Origin of the sequence: Corynebacterium sp. TAE3-ERU2 (assembly GCF_019209955.1) — a bacterium.
Lineage (GTDB): Bacteria > Actinomycetota > Actinomycetes > Mycobacteriales > Mycobacteriaceae > Corynebacterium > Corynebacterium megadyptis.
The window spans coordinates 327,683-347,432 of sequence record NZ_JAHUTL010000001.1 but is presented as its reverse complement, the minus strand read 5'-3'; the positions used below and the strand labels follow the sequence as shown (position 1 = coordinate 347,432).

Sequence of the window (19,750 nt, the reverse complement as noted above, 5' to 3'; positions counted from 1 at the left end):
GGGGTGGGCAGGGCTGCGGCCTCGTCTAGCTGGCTGGGCCAATAACTTTCACCACTGTGATTTACTCTAAGCCTCAGTGGTCACATCGGGGTTGGTATTGGCGGAATTTACGCTAAACTAACCCGCTAACTGGGTGTGTGCTCCCTAGGGGAGCAGGAACACCACACAGCGCGGCCCGTGGCCCGCTGTAACTTTTATTGTGACGCTGTTGTTTCAGCGCCGGCACTTCTAACACGCACGTGGAGAACACATGAAACTCACCAAGCTCGGGCTTATTACCTGCGCCCTTGCCCTATCTGCCAGCAGCATCGCTGCGCCTCTTGCCAGCGCTGATCCCGCCCAGATGGAGAGCTTGATTAAGGAGATGGACGCGGTCTCCCACGAGGCCACTGCGAAGAACGAGGAAGTCAAGCAGCTGTCCATCGATATTGACAAGAGCAATGAGGAGGCGGCGCGCCTCGCGGAGGAGTACCGGCAAGCCTCTGCGGCTGCACAAGAAGCGGCAGAGAACGCCGAGAGCATTCGCAGCGATGTGAACCAGGTGGCTAAGGCCCGCTACCGCGGTGCGAGCCTCGATCCCCTTTCGGGCATCTCCTCGGCACATAACCCGCAGGACGCCATCGATCGCACTGCCTATATGAGCGCCCTGAGTCAGCGCAATGAGCGCATCATTGTGGAATTGCAGGAGGCGCTGCGCGAGGCAGCTCAGGAACATGAGCGTGCCGCTGCAGCCAAGGCTGTGGCCGACTTCCGCCTAGGCGACCTGAAGGCCCAGCGGGCCAAGCTCGAGCGCGAGCAGGATGAGCTGAATAAGCGCACCAGTGAGCTGGAGGCGCGTATTGACGCCCTGGAGCCGAGCCTGCGCCAGGCGTGGCAAAACAAGAACGGCCCCATCGAGGGATTCGATCTCGCCGGTATTACCAGCTCGAACCCAGGCGGGATGAGCGCGGTGAATGCCGCGATGAGCAAGCTCGGCGCTCCATATGGCTGGGGAGCCACCGGCCCCGACGCCTTCGACTGCTCTGGGCTGATGGTGTGGTCCTATGCGCAGCAGGGTAAGTCCATTCCGCGCACCTCCCAGGCCCAGATGGCCGGTGGCACGCCGGTATCCCGCGATCAGCTGCAGCCGGGCGATATCGTGGGCTACTACCCCGGAGCCACCCACGTGGGCATGTACATCGGTGATGGCAAGCTGGTCCACGCCTCGGATTATGGTATCCCCGTGCAGGTCGTCTCCGTGGATTCGATGCCCTTCTACGGCGCGCGCCGCTACTAATACCGGCACGCCCCCTCACGCCACCGTCCTCTCTGGGAGGATCGCGTGGCGTGATTTTTTTAGGCCCCACTGTGTGGCCTAGGGGCCCTCGCTAGAATGGGATGACTATGGGCCGCACGCTGCTTGTCACCAATGATTTCCCGCCCACAGTCGGCGGGATCCAGTCCTATCTCCGCGATTTCGTCTCCTATCTCGATCCCGCGGAGATTGTGGTGCTTGCCTCCACACAAGACGCTGCGGCGGCCGCAGCATGGGATGCCCAGGTCGAGTACACGGTGGTGCGCTGGCCTCGCCGGGTCATGCTGCCCACTCCCGGGCTCAGAGCGGAGATGTGTCGTCTTATCGCCCAGTACGATATCGACACCGTGTGGTTTGGGGCTGCGGCCCCTCTCGCGGTGCTCGGCTCGGCGGCGCGGGCGGCTGGGGCCCGCCAGGTGGTGGCTACCACCCACGGCCACGAGGTCGGGTGGTCGATGGTGCCCGGCGCCCGCCAGATTCTGCGGCGCATTGGCGCTTCTGCCGATGTGATCACCTATATCTCCGACTACACCTTGGGCCGGATCCGCCCGGCACTGGGTACTCATCCACGCTATGAGCCGCTGCCCTCGGGAGTGGATCCCGAGCTATTTCACCCCCTGAGCGAGAAAGAACGGCGGCAGGTACGCGCCCGCTATGGATGGGGCGATGAGCCGCTGATCATCTGTATCTCTCGGCTTGTGCCTCGCAAGGGCCAGGACCAGCTGGTGCGCGCCATGCCGCGCATTCTTGCCCGCCACCCCGAGGCGCGACTCGTGCTTGTCGGCACCGGCTCATATGAGAAGAAACTGCGCGCGCTTATCGACGCCAACTCCCAGGCCAGCGAGCGCATCCACCTCATGGGGCAGTGTGAATTCGGCGAGATGCGGCAGCTGCTCGCCGCCAGCGATGTCTTTAGTATGCCGGCCCGTACCCGCGGCAAGGGCCTCGACGTCGAGGGGCTCGGCATCGTCTACCTCGAGGCCCAAGCCAGTGGGGTGCCGGTGGTGGCGGGCGATTCCGGCGGCGCGCCAGAGACCGTGACGGAGGAGACGGGCATCGTGGTCGATGGTCGAGACATCGACAGCCTAGTGCACGCGATAGTTCGTCTGCTCGATGATGACGTTCTGCGCAGCACAATGGGGCAGCGGGGCCGCGCCCACGTGGTGCAGCACTGGGCGTGGCCGATTATGGCGGCGCGGCTGCAGCGTATTCTCCACTCGTCCAGCGATTAGAATGACGCAGTCAAGCGCATATATACTGGGTGAGTTTTAACCTCTAGAGACGGGACCCATAGAGCTTCCATTATGTCTGCCACCCACTCCATCGGTTTCGATATCGGCGGTACCAACCTTCGCGGCGCCGTAGTGACGCCCGAGGGGCGCATCATCGACTCGACCCAGGTCCCCACCCCGTCCACCCAGCGTGGACTCGACGAGGCGATTGCGTATGTGGTCACGTCTCTGCGTTCTCGCCACGATGTGGGGGCGGTGGGGCTTGCTGTCGCCGGCTTTATCGATCCCGAATGCGAGCGGGTACGTTTCGCCCCGCATCTGCCGTGGCGCGATAAGAACGTCCGCGCGGACATCGAGCGGCTCATTGACCTCCCCGTTGTCCTCGAGCATGACGCCAATGCTGCTGCGTGGGGCGAGTACCGTTTCGGTGCCGCCCGCGACGCCCAGACGTGGGTGCTTTTTGCCATCGGCACTGGGATCGGGGCGACGCTCATGCATAACGGGGAGATTTATCGTGGCGCTTTCGGCACCGCCCCCGAGTTCGGGCACATCACGGTGGTACCCGATGGGCGTCGCTGCCCCTGCGGTAAACGGGGCTGCCTAGAGCGCTATTGCTCGGGCACGGCGCTGCCGGATTTTGCCAAGGAGATCATTGGCTCCGGCGAGTTCGAGGAGTCGAGCTTTGTGCGTCGCTTCCGCTCGCAGGCCGATGAGCTCACCGGCAGGAGGATCATGCAGGCGGCCTGTAATGGGGATCCTGCTGCGGTGAAAGTGGTGGAGCACTTTAGCCATTGGCTAGGGGAGGGGTTGGCCATCGTCGCCGATATCCTCGATCCCGAGCTTATTGTGGTCGGCGGCGGCGTGGCCAAGGATTCTCCGCTGTATCTTGAGGCCGCGAAGCAGCGCTTCGCGCGGCGCATTGTGGGCGCCGGACACCGTCCGCTCGCCGATATTAAGACGGTGGAACTGGGCTCGGATGCCGGCATGATTGGCGCGGCCGATCGGGCGCGCACCCGTTTCCTCGCCCCGGTGGACTGATTCTGTGCGCACCGCGGGCGTCCTCGCGGCGAAACTTCCGGACGTGAAGGCTAGTTTCTACTAACCTATACTTACGGTCCTCGTGGGAGGACAGATCATGCATTCACCGGCGCCGAGCCGTGGTGTGCCCCGTGTAGGGCAGATCATCTACAGCGCCCCATTTGCTAGGGAAGTCGCACATGAAAAACAAGTGGTACTGGGTGTTTAAGAACATCCTCATCGGACCCTTCCTGCGGGTGTATAACCGCCCAGAGATTGAAGGCAAGGAGAATATCCCAGCGAGCGGCTCTGCGATCGTCGCCTCTAGCCATCAGTCCGTGATGGACTCCTTCTTCTTCCCGCTGCTGTGCGACCGTGAGATCACCTTCCTCGCCAAGAATGAGTATTTCACCGGTACCGGACTGGTGGGCAAGATACAGCTGTGGTTTTTCACCTCGCTACGCCAAGTGCCGATCGATCGCACCTCGGAGGATGCTGCGGCTAATGCTATTGCTGCGGCCCGTAAGGTATTCGATCGCGGCGACGTGCTCGGCGTCTACCCCGAGGGCACCCGTTCGCCGGATGGTCGCATTTATCGCGGCAAGACCGGCATGGCCCGCACCGCCTTGGAATGTCAGCAGCCCATCGTGCCGGTGGCGATGATCAATTCCCGCAAGGCCAATCCCATCGGCTCGTGGATTGTGCGCCCCGCCAAGGTGTGGATGAAAGTGGCCCCACCGATCGACCCCATCGCCTTTGTGCAGGAGCGCGGCCTGGACCCCGATAGCTATGAGGCCGCCCGCGCGCTCACCGACCACATCACGGCCCTGTTCTCGGAGATGTCCGGCTATCCCTATGTGGACCTGTATGCCGCGGATGTCAAAGAAGCACTCGCTGCGGGCAAGGGCTATCCGGAAGGGGCGGAACTCCCCGCCAATTGGGAGGGCTAAGACAGCGATTCTTAGGTTACGCTAAGGTGGCATAGTTTAACTTTTTTGAGCGGCGTCGATAGGGTTAGGGCAGTCCTGCTGAACCCCTATCGGCGCCGCTGCTGCATGCGCAGTCGCGGTGATCGTGTCGGGGAGCTGAGCGTCGATAAGCGCGCTTGGGATGACGGGGCACGAGGGAGAAAGTGTACGGGCGCATGACGCAGAATCAGCCTGCCACGCGATATAACGCTGCTGATGTGGAACAGAGGATGGAGCCGGATGCCACCGGCCACGGCATGCCGCATGTGCAGGAGCACACGGTGGTGAAAGAGCGCCTGAAATGGCCCGATGCCGCGAAGGGGCTCTCCATTGTCGGAGTAACGCTGCTGCACGTGTGCCTAGAGGTGCCCTATGGAATGGACACGTGGCTGGCAGAGCTCAACCATCTGCTGGATCCACTGCGCATGCCGCTATTCTTCTTGGTCTCCGGCTACTTCTCGGCGAAAGTGCTGCGCTTTTCCCTCCGCGAGGTCCTCACCAAACGCATCTGGTTTTTCTTTTTGCCCTACCTAGTGTGGATGCCCATCTACTTGTTCATTAAAGAATATGAGATGGTGCGCTTCGCCGACTTCGAGCACCGCGGGGCGGGGTGGGTAGTCGATAGCGTGCTCCACGGCGAGGGCATGTACTGGTTCTTGTATTGCTTGGCCGTGTTCTGCCTCTGGGCATGGGCCACCCGGCGGCTGAGCAATGGGGTGGCAGTGGCCGCCTCCTTTAGCCCAGTGCTGCTGCAACTCACCCCCGTGAGTGCGTCGATTGTGCTGCATTTCGCGCAGTATCTGCCCATCTACATGATCGGACTGCGCTACCGTGTCGCCATCACCTGGATTGCCCGCAGCTGCACTCAGCCGCGCTTCATTGCGGCCTATGGGCTCAGTGGGTTGGCGGCCTATGCCGCGCATGATTGGTGGCTGGGCTCGGCTCGCTCGGGGACGCTTGCGGGGCTGCCCGTACGTGAGGAAGGCATGTGGGGCTGGAGCACCGAGTTCATCGACCTCATCGAGGGGCTGCTGTGGCGGCTCTGGCTGCTGCCCACGGCGATTTTATTGGCGGTGGCGCTCGCCAGCGTGCCGCTGCTGTTTTCCGCGCTCGCCTTCGTCGGCCGTCACACCCTCGTGGTCTATATCGGCCACCCCATCGCAATCTCTGTGCTCTTCGGCATGCTCTTTCGCTACCGCGAGGACGTGCTCATCGAGCCGGGTAACGGGCTGCTGTCGAGTCCATCGCTGTGGGTGATCGGCGTATTCATCGTGGCAATGGCCGCCTGCTATGGCTTCTACCTGCTCTCTCGTGTGCCAGTGCTCGGCTGGACCCTAGCGCCGCCGGCGATCGAGCCGATGATCGCTGGCCGCAGGGATGCGGGGAAGAATCAGCCGGACAATAGCGCCGAGTATGCGGCGTCCGCACGCCACTCGCGCTGCTAGTTACGTGCGCCTGGGCGGCTCCGGCGAGGGTGGCTATACCCCCGCTGAGCACGTGGCGCGCCGGTGTGCTTAGACTGAAATGACACTTCGAGTACGTTCGCCTTTCTGTGCTCTGTCGGCTGCTCTTCGCCAGGCAGCGCGCAGACGGCCACGCTCGCGCCGGGGCAGAAGAGGTTCCGGGGCGTAGAAAGCAAGCAGACAACCACCGTGCGATTCTTCTACGACACCGAGTTTATTGAGGACGGGACCACCATCGAGCTGGTCTCTATCGGGATTGTTGCCGAGGACGGCCGTGAATATTACGCCGTGTCGAGCGAGTTTGATCCGCGCTCAGCCAATGACTGGGTGCGCGCGCACGTGCTCGACAAGCTGCCGGAGCGCGGCAGCCGCGAGTGGAAAACGCGGGCCACCATCCGTCGCGAGGTCTTTGAGTTCCTCACCCACGACGGCACTCGTCCCGAACTATGGGCCTGGGTGGGCGCCTATGATCACATCGTCCTCGCGCAGCTCTGGGGGGATATGCGGGGCCTGCCACGGCAGCTGCCGCGCTTTACCCGCGAGCTGAAGCAGTACTGGGAAATGGCTGGTAGGCCGCAACTGCCGGCCGTGCCGAGCGCAGTGCACGATGCGCTTGTCGACGCCAGGCACAACCGCGCCAAGTTTCTTATCTGCACCAACGCCATGCCGCTGGGCCTCGATGGGGCAGCCCAGTCCATCTCGCGCCGAAAGTAGCATCCGCCCCGCTCTGCTGGGGTAGGCAAGGGGAGGGAAGAATAGTTCGGTGTGCTAAGAATAAACGTGTGAGTTGGAGTGTAGATATATCAGAATCCGAGCTGCCCGATCTTCCCCCGCTGCCTGCGGGCATTCGGGAGCGCTTTGACGATGTCGTGGCGCGCCCAGCCAAGCAGCAGCCGTCGTGGGATGAGAAGGAAGCCCTTGCGGTGCGCAAGATCCTCGAGTCTGTGCCGCCGGTGGTGCTGCCGCCGGAGATTCACCTGCTGAAGAATCAGCTGCGTGAAGTGGCGCTCGGTAATGCATTCCTGCTGCAAGGCGGCGACTGCGCCGAGACCTTCGAGGCCAATACCGAGCCGCATATCAAGGCGAATGTGAAGACCCTGCTGCAGATGGCGGTGGTATTGACCTATGGCGCCTCCACCCCGGTGGTGAAGATGGCCCGTATCGCTGGCCAATACGCCAAGCCGCGCTCCCAGGACCTCGATGCCAATGGGCTGCCCAATTACCGCGGCGACATCGTCAATGGTGTGGAGGCGACCCCTGAGGCGCGCCGCCACGACCCGGCCCGCATGATCCGCGCCTACGCAAACTCCTCGGCCGCGATGAACTTGGTGCGCGCCCTTACTGCCTCCGGCACGGCGGATCTGTACCGCCTGACGGAGTGGAACCGCGAGTTCGTGGCGCAATCGCCGGCTGGTGCCCGCTATGAGGCCCTGGCGCGAGAGATCGAGCGCGGACTGAGCTTCATGCAGGCCTGCGGTGTCTCCGATGAGTCCCTGCGCCAAGCCAATATCTTCTGCTCCCACGAGGCGCTGCTGGTGGATTATGAGCGCGCCATGCTGCGTCTTGGCCAAGACGAAAACGGCGAGACCGGACTCTATGATCTCTCCGCACACCAGCTGTGGATCGGTGAGCGCACTCGCGGCATCGATGACTTCCACGTGAACTTCGCCGCGCTGATCTCTAACCCCGTGGGCATCAAGCTGGGGCCGAAGACCAGCCCAGAAGAGGCCGTTGCCTATGCCGAGAAGCTGGATCCGAACAAGGAGCCGGGGCGCTTGGCCATGGTGGCCCGCATGGGTCATGACAAAGTGCGCACCGTGTTGCCCGGAATCGTCCGCGCCGTGGAAGAATCCGGCCACAAGGTGGTGTGGCAGACCGACCCGATGCACGGCAACACCCACACCTCCTCGAATGGGTATAAGACCCGCCACTTCGACAAGGTGCTGGATGAGGTGCAGGGATTCTTCGAGGTGCACCGCGCCCTCGGCACCCACGCCGGCGGTATCCACGTTGAGCTCACCGGCGAGAACGTCACCGAGTGCCTCGGTGGTGCCGAGGACATCACCGATATCGATCTGCCAGGCCGCTATGAGTCGGCCTGCGATCCGCGACTGAACACGCAGCAGTCCTTGGAGCTGTCCTTCCTCGTCGCGGAGATGCTGCGTAACCAGTAGCTTCCTCCGCGCAGCACAACGGCCCGCCTCCCCGATACAGGGAGTGCGGGCCGTTGTGTTATGCCAGCTGGGCGTTAGAGGGCCGTGAGCTCGATGGTCACATCCCCGCGGGAGGAGTCTCTGCTCAGCCCGGGGAGGGGACTTTGGGCGATTACGCGATCATCATCGTCCAGCCCCGAGGTATCCACCGCGAAGCCGTCCTCGGTGAGTTGTTTCACCGCATCGGATACGCGCTTGCCCAAGACACTCGGGATCTTCACCTTTGACGCCACCTCCACGGAGACGGTGGCGTTCGACGGATCCAGACCGGAGCCGGGGGAGGGGCTTACTGCCACTACCTCATCGACCACGCGGCCGGTCTTCGATACATAGGAGGCCTCTCGGATGCTGATACCGGCGTCGGAGAGGACGTCTTTCGCCTCGTCGAGGCTCAGCCCGGTGATCTTCGGTACCTTGATGGCACTCGACATCACTAGGATCACCGAGTCGCCGCGGTTCAGCGAGGTACCGGAGGAGGGGATGGTCGATACCGCCTCGTCTGGGTCCACGCCCTCGTCGTATTCCTTGCGCACCTCGGAGACCTCCAAGCCGGCCCGCTTGAGCATAGCGCGGGCGGAGTCTTCGCTGCGGCCACGAATATCGGGTACCTCCACGGGGGCGGGGCCTTTGGACAGAATCACCGATACCGCCGATCCCACCTTCACCTCGGTGCCGGGGGCAGGGGAGGCGTCGAGGACTTTGCCGGCGGGAACGGTGTCATCATAGGCGGCCTCGCCCAGCTCCCACTCCAGGGTGCGGTCGGTGACAGCCGCCTCGTATTTCAGCGGGTCGTGGTCTTGGGGGATGGCGGGGACGGTCGGCTTGCCACGGGAGAGGAGTACCACGACATCATGACCGCGTGGTACTCGCTCGCCAAAAGGGGGCAGGGTATTCACCGCCTCCCCAGCCGCGACCTCGTCGTCATAGATCTCGTCGGTACTTACCGAAAAACCGGCCTCCTGCACGGTGGCCACGGCCTGTTCTTGGTCCATGCCGAGGACCGAGGGGATATCGCCGTAGCGTCCGGAGCCGAACCACCAACCACCCACGGCCACCGCTGCGGTGGTAAGGGCAATCACCACCAGCCATACCCAAAAGCCAATGCCGCGGCGATTGCCGGCGGGCCGGGACGGGCGCGAGGGCGCTGCCGACGCAGCGGGAGCCGGGGGATTCTCAGGGGCATCGTAGGCGGTGGGCTGTGCCGCGCCATGCGGGGTAGGGGCGTCGGGGGCGCCCATGGGGCCCGCCGGAACCGCTTGACCTGCCGGAACCGCCGGCCCAGCGGGGCCGGCCGGGGGAACGGCGCCGAAGGTGCGGGTTTCCTGCGTGGTGGCGTGCGGGCCGGCCTCCTCTTCGGCGTCGGGGAATAACCCCTCGCGCGGCTGCTGGGGCTGGCCGGGGCCCTCCATAAGGCCGTTCGGCTCTGGATTCATCGCGGGGCTCACCACGGTGGTGGCCCGGTGCGCGGCACCGTGGCGGGGCACGGGCACGGAGAAATCGGGAAGGTTCAGGGTGCGTGCGGCGTCGTTGACGGCGTCGAGGAACTCCTGGGCGTCAGCGAAGCGATCGGCGGGGTTGCGCGCACAGGCGCGGGCGACGAGCTCATCGAATTCTGGGGGGACGCCGTCGATGCGCGTGGAGGGCGGCGGCACATCCGCGTGCAGGCGGGCATAGGCGTGGGCCATGGGGTTGTCCCCAGTGAAGGGGGTATCGCCGCTCAGAAGCTCGAAGAGCACGATGCCGGCGGAGTACACATCCGAGGCGGGGCCGACCGAGGAGCCATCGACCTGCTCGGGGGAGAGATAGGAGACGGTGCCGATGATCTGGTCGGAGGTGTGGTGGGCGTGCGATGTGGCGCGCACCAGCCCGAAATCGGCGAGCTTGACCTGATGGTTGCCGTTGATCAGCACATTATCGGGCTTGACGTCGCGGTGCACCATGCCTTCGCGGTGCGCCACCGACAGCGCGGTGAGGACACTACGCATCACAGCGGTGGCCGCGTGCGGCGGCATGGGGCCGCGCTCGGAGAGCAGCTCGCGTAGGGTGCCGCCGGTGATCAGTTCCATGATGAGGAATACGTGATCGCCGGAGGAGTTCGTGTCATAGACATTCACGAGGCTCGGGTGCGAGAGCTGCGCCATGGAGCGGGCCTCGCGGCGGAAACGCTCCCGCGAGACGGGGTCATCCATGAGCCGATCATCAAGTACCTTTGCCGCCACGGGGCGCCCGAGGCGCAGGTCTAGGCACCGGTACACAGAGGACATTCCGCCCCGAGCGATAAGAGTTTCCACTCGGTAGCGCTGATCGAGAAGTGTGCCGACCGCCAGTTGAGTCATGGTGAATAGTATGCCTGCATTAACGAAGTTAAGCTAACCGTTTCTCGTCACTCTGTAATACATTAGGTGCCGTGAGTTCGATTCCAGTGTCCAAGGATGTTTTAAGCCCTGACGAGCCCCTGCTAGCCATCCCCGATGTGGCTGAGCGCATGGGTGTGGTGGTGACGAAGGTGCATCACCTCGTCCGCGATCATCAGCTGCTTGTGGTGCAGCGGGATGGCGTGAAATATGTTCCGGAGCGCTTCCTCAACGAGGACGGTTCGCTCAACCGCTTTGTGCCCGGAGTGATCGCGCTATTGTCCGATGGCCACTACACGGATGCTGAGATCCTGGAGTATCTTTTCAGCGCCGATGACTCGCTGCCCGGTCGCCCCGTCGATGCTCTCCACGGGCATCTCGCCCGCGAGGTTATGCGCCGCGCCCAGGCCATGGCTCTCTAAACTCAGCACGCTTATCGACGCCCCGTCGCCGGCACAGCATCCTTCTACCGCAACGCAGCCTCGCGTTCGGCTCAGGCTGTGCGGTGCCGGGGCTGTTGCCGTTCTGCGTCGGTGAAGATATAGCCGGTGGCGAAGTAAGCCACGATGGTGGTGGGCACCATCCAGACTGGGTTGTAGAGCTGGTGATTGCCGCTGCCGGTGAAGGCGAGCGCAATGATGATAGACAGCAGGGTGGTGGCCTTGATGACTCTCATCGAGGGGCGGAAGGTCCCGATCACATTGAGCAGGCTGGTGTAGTACCACGGGAGGGTAACGGCGTTGAATACCACGGCGCAGCCATAGGCCACGGCGATGCCGATGATATTGCGCCGATTGTTCTGGCGATAGATCCACCACGCTGCTGCGATGCCGAGAAGCATGATGACCCCGCAGATGGGGCGGGTGATGGCCAGCGCGGTGTTATAGGAAAAGTCATCGGTGATGAACAGGATCACCGGGGTGACAATGTCGGCGATGAGCGAGGGCAGCGCCAGCGGGTTGATCACCTTCGAGTTCCCCGAAAGCTGCGATACCCATCCCCAGTTTGAGCCCGAGGCGGCGGTGACCGCGATCATGACCACGGCGAACTCCACCACCATCCAGGCACCGGTAGCGAAGAAGGCGAGGAGCGCGCGGGGAGTGGGAGCGAGCCCCGTCCGGCGTTCCAGGACGGCCGCGAGATGGCGGGCTCCCATCCAGACGATAAACGGCAGCGCCAGCGCCGCCGTGGCCTTGAGCGAGACCGCGACAGACACCAGCAGCACCGCGCAGAGGAAGCGCTGGCGCAGCGCGCAGAGCAGGCCGAGGCTGACCAAGCCCACCATGAGCGATTCGTTGTGCATGCCGCCCACCAGGTGGAGCACCATCACCGGGTTGGCCACGCCCAGCCACAGCGCCAGCGCCGGTGAGCCGCCGAGGCAGCGAGCAATCTTCGGCGTGGACCACGCAATAGCGATGAAGCCGGCGATAGAGACCACCTTGTATAGCAGCACGCCGAGGGTGACGTTCTCGCCGACTAGGCTCGTAATGCCTTCGCCGATCCATAGATGCAGCGGCCCATAGGGGGTGGTGGTGTTGCGCCAGTCGTGGCTGACCTCCAAAAGGAAGGGCCCGGGGTTCACCGCAGCGCCTTGGGTATAGGGGTCGAAGCCATCGCGCAGCATCGCTCCCTGCATGAGATAGCTATAGACGTCGCGCGAGAGAATCGGGGCGGCAACAAGAAGTGGGGCGACCCAGGCGATGAGACAGCGGCGGATCTCAGCGACTTTGTCCTTCTCGGAGAGCCGCGGATTCCACATCACCTGCCGCCCTAGGAGCACCCAGGCGGCCACGGTGCCCATAATGCCGAGCCAAACCACGGTATTGGACACCCCGGCGCCATGGCCGTAGCTCATAAAGTCCAGCCCGAGTGCCTCTAATACTCCGCCGCGGTTGCGGATGGCACCTCCGCCATAGGATCCCGCGATGATCAGCACTGCGGCGACGAGACCGACCCAGCGTGCACGAGCCCAGTCCATCGCCACTACATCCTCCGCGCGGTTGCGCGTTCAGCAAGATCGCCGAGAATGCCCGCCACGGTGGGTACCGCCGTGATGGTCGCGAGCGCCTGGTTCTTTAACTCGGTGATATGGCTTTCCACCTCGTCCACGGCCCCGGAGTCAGCGATAATCTCGGCTAGCTCCTGAATATCGGAGGCGCTTTCCACGTGGCCGAGGCCTTCGCGCAGTCGGGCAGCCCGCTGCGGGGCGCGAGCATCGAGAATCGCGAGCGTGCGCGCCACCAATACGGTGCGCTTTCCCTCGCGAAGATCATCGCCGGCCGGTTTGCCGGTGACGGCTGGATCGCCGAAGACCCCGAGCACATCATCCCGCAGCTGGAACGCGATCCCCACGTCACGACCATAGGAGCGATAGGCGGCGATGGTCTTCTCGTCTGCGCCGGCGATAGCGGCGCCCAGATGCAGCGGGCGTTCGATGGTGTAGGCGGCCGTTTTATAGCGATTGACGCGCATGGGTGCCTCCACGCCCTCGACGCCTTTGGACTCGATGGTGATATCGAGGATCTGTCCCCCGATGACCTCATGGCGCATCGCCCGCCAGGGCTCACGTATGCGCCGCAGCGCGGCATCCGATAGGCCGGAATCCATCACCATGTCATCGGCGTATACCAACGCCATATCGCCGAGCAATATAGCCAGTGATTCGCCAAAGTGGGCGGCATCGCCGGAAAAGCCTTGCTCTCGGTGATAGGCCTCTACCCGGCGGTGCACGGTGGGGTAGCCGCGCCGAGTATCGGAGGAGTCGATAATGTCATCGTGAATAAGAGCGCAGGCTTGGATGAATTCGAGGGCGGATAAGGCAGTCGTAACAGCCTCAATATCCTCGGTGCATTCGGGGCTCCGAGCGCCCATGAAGCCGGTCCAGCCGAAGATGGGGCGCATGCGCTTACCGCCACTGAGCACGAAATCTTCCAGCACCGCAGTGCCGAGATGCACGTTCTCGTCCATAGCGAGGGAGTGCTGATTGCGCTGTGTGCAGTAGCTCAGCAAATGCTCACGTACCACTGGCGGAATGGCCTGAATAGGGTCGGTGAACAGCTCCGAGTGAGTCGACATCACAGTCTCTCCAGATCGATAGTGGGGTAGGGGTCAGCGAGGCCCCAGCCGGCGGCGAGGAGGGTCTAGGTTGTATCACTGTTGACTCTAGCGTGTGCAGCAGACACGAGGTGCGTGCGGGGCACATAATTTTCCGTAGGAATGAACCGCTCGGTTCACTTTTGGGGGCAATTCGCGCACAAAGCGGTTTGTATGTGCTTTAATGCAGCACCATGCCCACAACACAGCCGCAGCACCGTTCGGTTATCGACGCCATCACTGCTCCCCGAGAAGCTCGCGTGGCCTTCTCGGTGGAATTCATGCCACCCCGCGATGACGCAGCCGAGCAGCGCATGTGGGACGCGGCGAGCACCTTCCACGATCTGGGTGCGGCCTTCGCCTCGGTGACCTATGGCGCCGGCGGCTCCACCCGCGAGCGCACCGGCCGCATCGCGCGCCGGCTCTCGCAGCACCCGCTGACCACCTTGGTGCACCTGACTCTGGTGGAACACACCGCCGAGGAACTCACGTCGATCCTGCGGGAGTATGCCCACCTGGGGCTCACCAACCTCTTGGCCCTGCGCGGTGATCCGCCCGGCAATCCGCTGGGGGAGTGGGTGCCCACCGAAGGCGGACTGAACTATGCCATCGATCTCATCCGTTTAACCAAATCCGTGGAGGAGTGCCGCGACTTCACTATCGGCGTCGCCAGCTTCCCCGAAGGCCACTATCGCGCCGAGAATCTAGACGCGGACACGCACTGGACCCTGGAGAAGCTGCGCGCCGGGGCGGAGTTTTCCATCACCCAAATGTTTTTTGATGTGGAGCACTTCCTGCGGCTCCGAGATCGGCTTGCTGCCGCCGATCCCGTACACGGCGCGAAGCCGGTGATTCCCGGCCTGATGCCGATCACGAGCCTGCGCTCGGCCCGGCGTCAGGTGGAGTTGTCCGGTTCCTCCTTGCCGACGGCGCTGGAACGGCGTTTGCTTGCGGCAGAGACGGATGAGCAGGTCCGGGCCGTGGGGATCGAGGTGACCTCCGAGATGGCCGAGCGCTTGATCGCGGAAGGGGTGGAGGATCTGCACTTTATGACGATGAACTTCGCCCGCGCCACGCAAGAGGTGCTGCACAATCTCGGCATGGCCCCGGCGTGGCAGCCGGCCGCCTAAGAAGAGGTGGGAAGACAAAGCACCGCGAAGGGGCGGGAATCGCCGAGGAAACGAAAATTGCGCAGCAGGTCCTGAAAGCCTAAAGAGCGGTAGAGGCCGAAAGCGCGGTTGTTTTCCCCGGCGGTTTCTGGAGTGGAGAGAAGAATCTGGGTGGGGGCGGCGTCGATAAACGCCGTAATGAGGCGGCGCCCAATGCCTCGGCCTTGATAGGCGGGATCGACGTGGATCTCGGAGAGTTCCACATAATCCTTGAGGGTGCCTAGCTGCGGACTATGGGCGCCGTAGGTCTGGCGTACCCCGTGATAGACCTGATTGAACCACCATTGGGTGCTATTGCTACGAAAGCCGTACACCACGCCGACGATGGAGCGATCGTGGACGGCGATGAAGGCGTGAAAATCGCGGTTGCGGGAGTTATGCCGCCACGCGGAAACGCGGGAATCGGCCAAGGTGGGGTCATAGCCCATTGCGCGAATGTAGATGTCCACCAAATGCGGGGTCAGCATACAAAACTCGACGGTCGTGAGCTCGCGTATTTCCTCCACAGCCATAACTTCTTATTTCACCATTCTTCTCTGCGATGTGTGGCATATTCTAGCCGAACATTCTCGATAGAACACGTGTTCGAACACGGAGGGTGGAGTGTCCTGGGTGCTCACTAGTGTCACAGCTAAACAACGCACTACAGCACTCAATAATGAAGGAGCAGCCCATGGCCACCCCGATCGTATCCTCCACCGTCTCCTCCCTCCGTCCTCGCGTTCCGAATAGTGTCCGGCTTTTCCGCAGCGGTGTGGACAATTATGAGGCCGCGCAGCAGGCGCTGCTGGACGATAAATTGCTCGATGCTCTCGAATATGGCTACCGCGCTGCGCTGCGTCTCGCGGGAGCGCGGGTGGCAGATAGTCCTGTGGCGAAGCGGCGACGGCTGCCGCGTTCAGCCTGGGATCAGCTGCGCCTCGTAGATCAACGTGGTGCCGACTATGCCGATCTCTTCGAGGCCTTCTCCCGGGTGAGGCAGCGTGCACTTAATGGCCTTGATCGGCACATTTCCCCAGCCCGCGTGGGTGCCTTGATGCGGCTGGTAGAGTCCTTCCTAGACGATGTAGATGAGCAGCTGCATCCCACTTCCACCGCAGCCTAGAAACTCGGCCGCAGCGTCGCCATGAGGCGGCTATCCATGGCGGGGCGTGTGGGGCTGTCGGGGGTGGGAGTACTGCCGGTGAATGGTGATCGGAACAATTCGCGGCAGTGAAACGTTGTTGTATTTTGAAGACCCCATCAGCGGCAGGTGCTCTGCACAAGGAGCCCAGCCACACACCCGCCCGGGAGGAACAGTGTCGCTTTCAGAGCAGGAGAAAAAGCTTCTCCGTGAGATTGAGCAGTCACTACTTGCAGACGATCCCAAGTTTGGATCCTCAATTAAAGAGGAATCCGCTTTCGGTGGTGGTTCTGGTTCGCTGAGCCTGCGGGGGATTGCCGTCGGCGTCATCGGCCTTCTTGTGCTGATCGGTGGCATCGCGCTGAGCCAGACCAACCTGTGGTTCATCGCCCTCGGCGCAGTGGGCTTTCTTATTATGTTCGGCGCTGGTCTCTGGATGTTGCGTGACGGCGGCGAGGGCGGCTCGGCCGAGTCAGGTCCGAAGCTGCACACCGTCAGTAGCTCCCGCCCCGCGGCCGCACCGAAACAAGACACAAGCTCGATGGAAGAGCGTTTCCGCCGCCGCTTCGGCGAGCACTAACGCCCCAACCGTTCATCGCTAGGGGGGGGGCTAAGGGTCTGAGGCCCCATCCAGCGCGCACCTATTAAGGTGCGCGCTTTTTTCATGCCCACACCTCGCGCCAGCAGTATCGGCACACCCCCACGGGGCTAGTGCACTACATGGCTTCCCACTTTCTCCCACCGCGATCCCCCACTGTGCCCCACTCGGTGCTCTCGGCCGAGTGCAAGGTGAAGATAGTGCGGTTGAAAAGCGAAAAGGTAGAGGTGGTGCGCATGGGGATTATGGGGGTCAGGAGTACTACAGTCACCTCTCGTGCCCTACTGTGACGCCCCAGAGAGTCATCGCGCATCGTGTCTCCCACCGCGCTCGAGAGAAAAATACCGCGATGAACAGTGGATTTAGCGAGAAGAAAAAGAAATGGGCGGCGCAGGCTGTTAAAAGTGGGGGAAAGTGGGGTATTGTGGGGCCTAGGTCAGCTGGCCGGCTCATTGTGGCCGCTCGGCGGGCAGGAAATTGGATATCGAAGGCATGCGAGATGCGCACCTGAGTGCCGCGTTGAACGAGGTATCCCGCATCACTGGGTTTCGAGGTGATTGACACGTAAAGGAGGCCAATAAACCCATGTTTCTTGGCACCTATACCCCGAAGCTCGATGACAAGGGACGGCTCACACTGCCGGCAAAGTTCCGCGAGGAACTTGCGGGCGGCCTCATGGTCACCAAGGGTCAAGATCACAGCTTGGCCGTGTATCCCCGTGAGGAGTTTGCTGCTCGAGCACGTAAGGCAGCGGCGGTGTCGCGTACCAACCCCAAGGCGAGGGCGTTCATTCGTAACCTCGCTGCGAGTGCGGACGAGCAACGCCCTGACGGGCACGGTCGAATCACGCTTTCGGCGGCGCATCGTGAGTATGCGGCCTTGAAGAAAGAGTGCGTGGTGATCGGCTCGGTCGACTTCCTAGAAATCTGGGATGCCGAGGCATGGGCTGCGTACCAGGCCGAAACCGAGGATTCCTTCGCGGAAGCAGAGGATGACGTTCTGGGCGGCTTTATCTAACACAGGCCCGCTGTCGACAACGCCCACGCGGTGTGTGTAGACCTCCGGCTGAGGTTGAAGTTCTGGTGTACTTCCCCGATACCAGAATGTTCCCTCGGACGGAGCTCTATATACACCGCCGACGTGTCCGGTGAGACCACACATCTATTTACCTGCACGACTCATAGCGAGAGGGGGTGCGATCGCGCACCATGACGTCACAGCACACACAACAGGAACGCGACGTGGATACAGCCAGCGCCCAAGCGCGGGAGCTCGAAGCCAATCATGGCCATGTCCCCGTGCTGCGCGATCGCGTCACCGAGCTACTCGCTCCCGCGATCGAGGCCTCCGAGCATCCCGTGATCGTCGATGCCACTCTCGGTGCGGGTGGACACACCGAGCATCTGCTGTCCACCTTCCCCAGCTGTTTCGTTATCGGCGTCGATCGCGATGCCCGCTCCCTGGCTGAGGCCAGTACTCGGCTCGAGCGCTTCGGCGCTCGCTTCTGTCCGATCCACGCCCGCTTTGATGATCTGGGTGAGGAGATCGATCGCTCGACGGCGCCGGCCGCTATCCGCGCCCAGCAGCATGGCCTCACCGGGGCGCTCGCCGATCTGGGTGTGTCTTCCATGCAGCTCGATCAAGTCGATCGGGGTTTCGCCTATAAGGTGGACGCCCCGCTGGATATGCGCATGGATAATAGCCAGCATTTAACCGCGGCGGATGTGCTCAACACCTATAGCCACGGAGATCTCGCGCGCATCCTCAAAACCTATGGTGACGAGCGTTTTGCGGGCAAGATTGCCAGCGCGATCGTGCGGGAGCGCGAGAAGGAGCCCTTCCAGTCCTCGGCGCGGCTCGTGGAGTTGCTGTACGACACCATCCCCGCGGCGACCCGGCGTACGGGCGGGCATCCAGCCAAGCGCACCTTCCAGGCCCTGCGTGTGGAAGTCAATGCGGAACTCGAGTCACTGGAAAAGCTCATCCCCGTGGTGGCCGAACGACTCGCCCCGCACGGGCGAATGGTGTTCATGAGCTATCAGTCGCTCGAGGACAAGATCGTGAAAAAGGTGCTCACCGATCTCACGACCTCCACCACTCCGCCGGGGCTGCCCATGGATCTCCCGGGAACCGCTCCGTCGTTCCGCTTGCTCACCCGCGGCTCGGAGAAGGCATCCGCCGCCGAGATCGAGATGAATCCCCGCGCCGCATCGGTGCGGGTGCGCGCCGCTGAAAAAGTATCGGAAGAAAGGCTCTAAGACATGACCCTCACCGCAGGAACCCCCGTGCGGCGTCCTCGGCGCAGCGCGCAGGATGGCTCGGGCCAGGCAGAGCACGATGCTTATCGTCCCTCCCCGCGTTGGGCGGATACCTCCCATCGCTCGCGGGATTACAGCACGAGCACCTTCAGCAGCGTCGATACGCTCGAGCGTGACAGGGACACCGCCGAGCGGGAGTCATTGAGCACCCGTTATGGCCACCGTGCCACCACCTTGCGGCCGCAGGCGCCGGCGGCGCCGAAGCCGCAGCGGAAGTTCCAGCGCAGGCTGGGCAGCCAACAGGTGGTGTCGGTGCGCGGCCGCCGCGTGGAATCCCCGCGCCCGGATCAGGGCGTGGTGCGCACCTTGGTGTTCTTCCTCCTGCTCAGCGTGCTCGGTGTGGTGGGCACGATGTCGCTGTCCGGACTGAACACGGAGCAGACCTTTACTATTCAGCGCCTCTCGCAGCAGGATGCCCAGCTGGGTAATCAGCTCGAAACCCTGCGCCGCGATGTGGAACAATCCCGCGCCGCCGCTGATGCGGCCGCCAGGGCCGCCGATCACAAGATGGTGATTCCCGGCCAGCCGGGTGCTCTCGACGTGCGCAGCGATGGGGTAGTGGAGGAGAAGCTGGCTCCCAACCCCAATGGGAATTTGCCGATCATTGACGTCAATAAGGGACAGGGCCGGCCGAACCGCGCCAGCAGCGATCCCAACCGCACCGAGGAGATGCGCGATCGTCTCGAAGCCGTCGCGCCGCGTAATAACTCGGTGAATGATGGTGTCGCCGAAACGCGCGAGACGCCGAATAGCGCGCAATCCGGTGCGCCGCTCCCCTATGCGGGGCGCTAGGCGGTTTAGACTGAACTCGACCTCTATAGACAGGGCACTAGCTGTAGTTTTGAGGCTAAAAGCCCTGTCTTGTCAGTTCCAAGGCCAGCGTTTTCTTTAAGGGTAGTGAAGGAGTC

18 protein-coding genes are annotated in these 19,750 nt (G+C 62.9%); 14 read left to right on the top strand and 4 right to left on the bottom strand.

Features of this window, described 5'->3' with window-relative positions:
* Nucleotides 1-250: 250 nt before the first annotated feature.
* The 7 genes from KRX12_RS01475 (at nucleotide 251) to KRX12_RS01445 (ending at nucleotide 8,148) form a co-directional block, all read left to right on the top strand.
* Nucleotides 251-1,276, top strand: coding sequence for an NlpC/P60 family protein (locus KRX12_RS01475; protein WP_218363982.1), 1,026 nt, complete (start codon nucleotides 251-253; stop codon nucleotides 1,274-1,276).
* A 107-nt stretch (nucleotides 1,277-1,383) separates the two neighbouring features.
* A complete protein-coding gene (locus KRX12_RS01470; protein ID WP_304505797.1) occupies nucleotides 1,384-2,526 on the top strand; it encodes a glycosyltransferase family 4 protein in 1,143 nt (380 codons plus the stop codon).
* 72 nt (nucleotides 2,527-2,598) lie between these two features.
* Nucleotides 2,599-3,564, top strand: a complete 966-nt coding sequence (locus tag KRX12_RS01465; RefSeq protein WP_218365473.1) for an ROK family glucokinase — start codon at nucleotides 2,599-2,601, stop codon at nucleotides 3,562-3,564.
* Nucleotides 3,565-3,743: 179 nt separating this feature from the next.
* A complete protein-coding gene (locus KRX12_RS01460; RefSeq protein WP_151529253.1) occupies nucleotides 3,744-4,493 on the top strand; it encodes a 1-acyl-sn-glycerol-3-phosphate acyltransferase in 750 nt (249 codons plus the stop codon).
* 194 nt (nucleotides 4,494-4,687) lie between these two features.
* Nucleotides 4,688-5,956 carry an acyltransferase family protein gene (locus KRX12_RS01455; protein WP_218365472.1) on the top strand — a complete coding sequence of 423 codons (1,269 nt, stop codon included), beginning with the start codon at nucleotides 4,688-4,690 and terminating at the stop codon, nucleotides 5,954-5,956.
* A 207-nt stretch (nucleotides 5,957-6,163) separates the two neighbouring features.
* On the top strand, nucleotides 6,164-6,688 hold the full coding sequence (locus KRX12_RS01450) for a polyadenylate-specific 3'-exoribonuclease AS (protein ID WP_218365471.1): 525 nt from the start codon (nucleotides 6,164-6,166) through the stop codon (nucleotides 6,686-6,688).
* Nucleotides 6,689-6,756: 68 nt separating this feature from the next.
* A complete protein-coding gene (locus tag KRX12_RS01445) occupies nucleotides 6,757-8,148 on the top strand; it encodes a class II 3-deoxy-7-phosphoheptulonate synthase (RefSeq protein ID WP_218363974.1) in 1,392 nt (463 codons plus the stop codon).
* 74 nt (nucleotides 8,149-8,222) lie between these two features.
* Here the strand turns inward: KRX12_RS01445 and KRX12_RS01440 are convergent, their stop codons facing one another.
* Nucleotides 8,223-10,523 (bottom strand): PASTA domain-containing protein, encoded by a 2,301-nt coding sequence (locus KRX12_RS01440; RefSeq protein ID WP_218365470.1) that lies wholly within the window; start codon nucleotides 10,521-10,523, stop codon nucleotides 8,223-8,225.
* Nucleotides 10,524-10,594: 71 nt separating this feature from the next.
* Between KRX12_RS01440 and KRX12_RS01435 the strand changes: the two genes are divergently transcribed.
* Nucleotides 10,595-10,963, top strand: a complete 369-nt coding sequence (locus KRX12_RS01435) for an Rv2175c family DNA-binding protein (protein WP_218363970.1) — start codon at nucleotides 10,595-10,597, stop codon at nucleotides 10,961-10,963.
* 71 nt (nucleotides 10,964-11,034) lie between these two features.
* Here KRX12_RS01435 and KRX12_RS01430 read toward each other — a convergent pair whose 3' ends face one another.
* Complete coding sequence (locus KRX12_RS01430; protein ID WP_218365469.1) at nucleotides 11,035-12,519, bottom strand: alpha-(1->6)-mannopyranosyltransferase A; 1,485 nt, start codon at nucleotides 12,517-12,519, stop codon at nucleotides 11,035-11,037.
* Between the two features lie 5 nt (nucleotides 12,520-12,524).
* Nucleotides 12,525-13,616 carry a polyprenyl synthetase family protein gene (locus KRX12_RS01425; protein WP_218363966.1) on the bottom strand — a complete coding sequence of 364 codons (1,092 nt, stop codon included), beginning with the start codon at nucleotides 13,614-13,616 and terminating at the stop codon, nucleotides 12,525-12,527.
* Nucleotides 13,617-13,828: 212 nt separating this feature from the next.
* Between KRX12_RS01425 and metF the strand changes: the two genes are divergently transcribed.
* Nucleotides 13,829-14,764, top strand: coding sequence for a methylenetetrahydrofolate reductase [NAD(P)H] (metF, locus tag KRX12_RS01420; protein WP_218365468.1), 936 nt, complete (start codon nucleotides 13,829-13,831; stop codon nucleotides 14,762-14,764).
* Here metF and KRX12_RS01415 read toward each other — a convergent pair.
* The gene (locus KRX12_RS01415; protein ID WP_218365467.1) at nucleotides 14,761-15,315 is read right to left on the bottom strand and encodes a GNAT family N-acetyltransferase; all 555 of its coding nucleotides are present in this window, start codon (nucleotides 15,313-15,315) and stop codon (nucleotides 14,761-14,763) included. The two genes, metF and KRX12_RS01415, sit on opposite strands and share 4 nt — an antisense overlap.
* A gap of 161 nt (nucleotides 15,316-15,476) precedes the next feature.
* On the opposite strand from KRX12_RS01415, the gene KRX12_RS01410 reads away from it, so the two are divergent.
* From KRX12_RS01410 to KRX12_RS01390, 5 genes are all read left to right on the top strand, one after another.
* Nucleotides 15,477-15,908, top strand: coding sequence for an SAV_6107 family HEPN domain-containing protein (locus KRX12_RS01410; protein WP_218365466.1), 432 nt, complete (start codon nucleotides 15,477-15,479; stop codon nucleotides 15,906-15,908).
* Nucleotides 15,909-16,101: 193 nt separating this feature from the next.
* Entirely contained in the window at nucleotides 16,102-16,506 is a 405-nt protein-coding gene (locus KRX12_RS01405) for a DUF3040 domain-containing protein (RefSeq protein WP_218363958.1), read from the top strand.
* A gap of 603 nt (nucleotides 16,507-17,109) precedes the next feature.
* Nucleotides 17,110-17,541, top strand: coding sequence for a division/cell wall cluster transcriptional repressor MraZ (gene mraZ / locus KRX12_RS01400; RefSeq protein ID WP_218363956.1), 432 nt, complete (start codon nucleotides 17,110-17,112; stop codon nucleotides 17,539-17,541).
* A 191-nt stretch (nucleotides 17,542-17,732) separates the two neighbouring features.
* Nucleotides 17,733-18,782, top strand: coding sequence for a 16S rRNA (cytosine(1402)-N(4))-methyltransferase RsmH (gene rsmH, locus KRX12_RS01395; RefSeq protein ID WP_218365465.1), 1,050 nt, complete (start codon nucleotides 17,733-17,735; stop codon nucleotides 18,780-18,782).
* A gap of 3 nt (nucleotides 18,783-18,785) precedes the next feature.
* Entirely contained in the window at nucleotides 18,786-19,634 is an 849-nt protein-coding gene (locus tag KRX12_RS01390; RefSeq protein ID WP_218365464.1) for a hypothetical protein, read from the top strand.
* The last annotated feature ends 116 nt before the right edge of the window (nucleotides 19,635-19,750 follow it).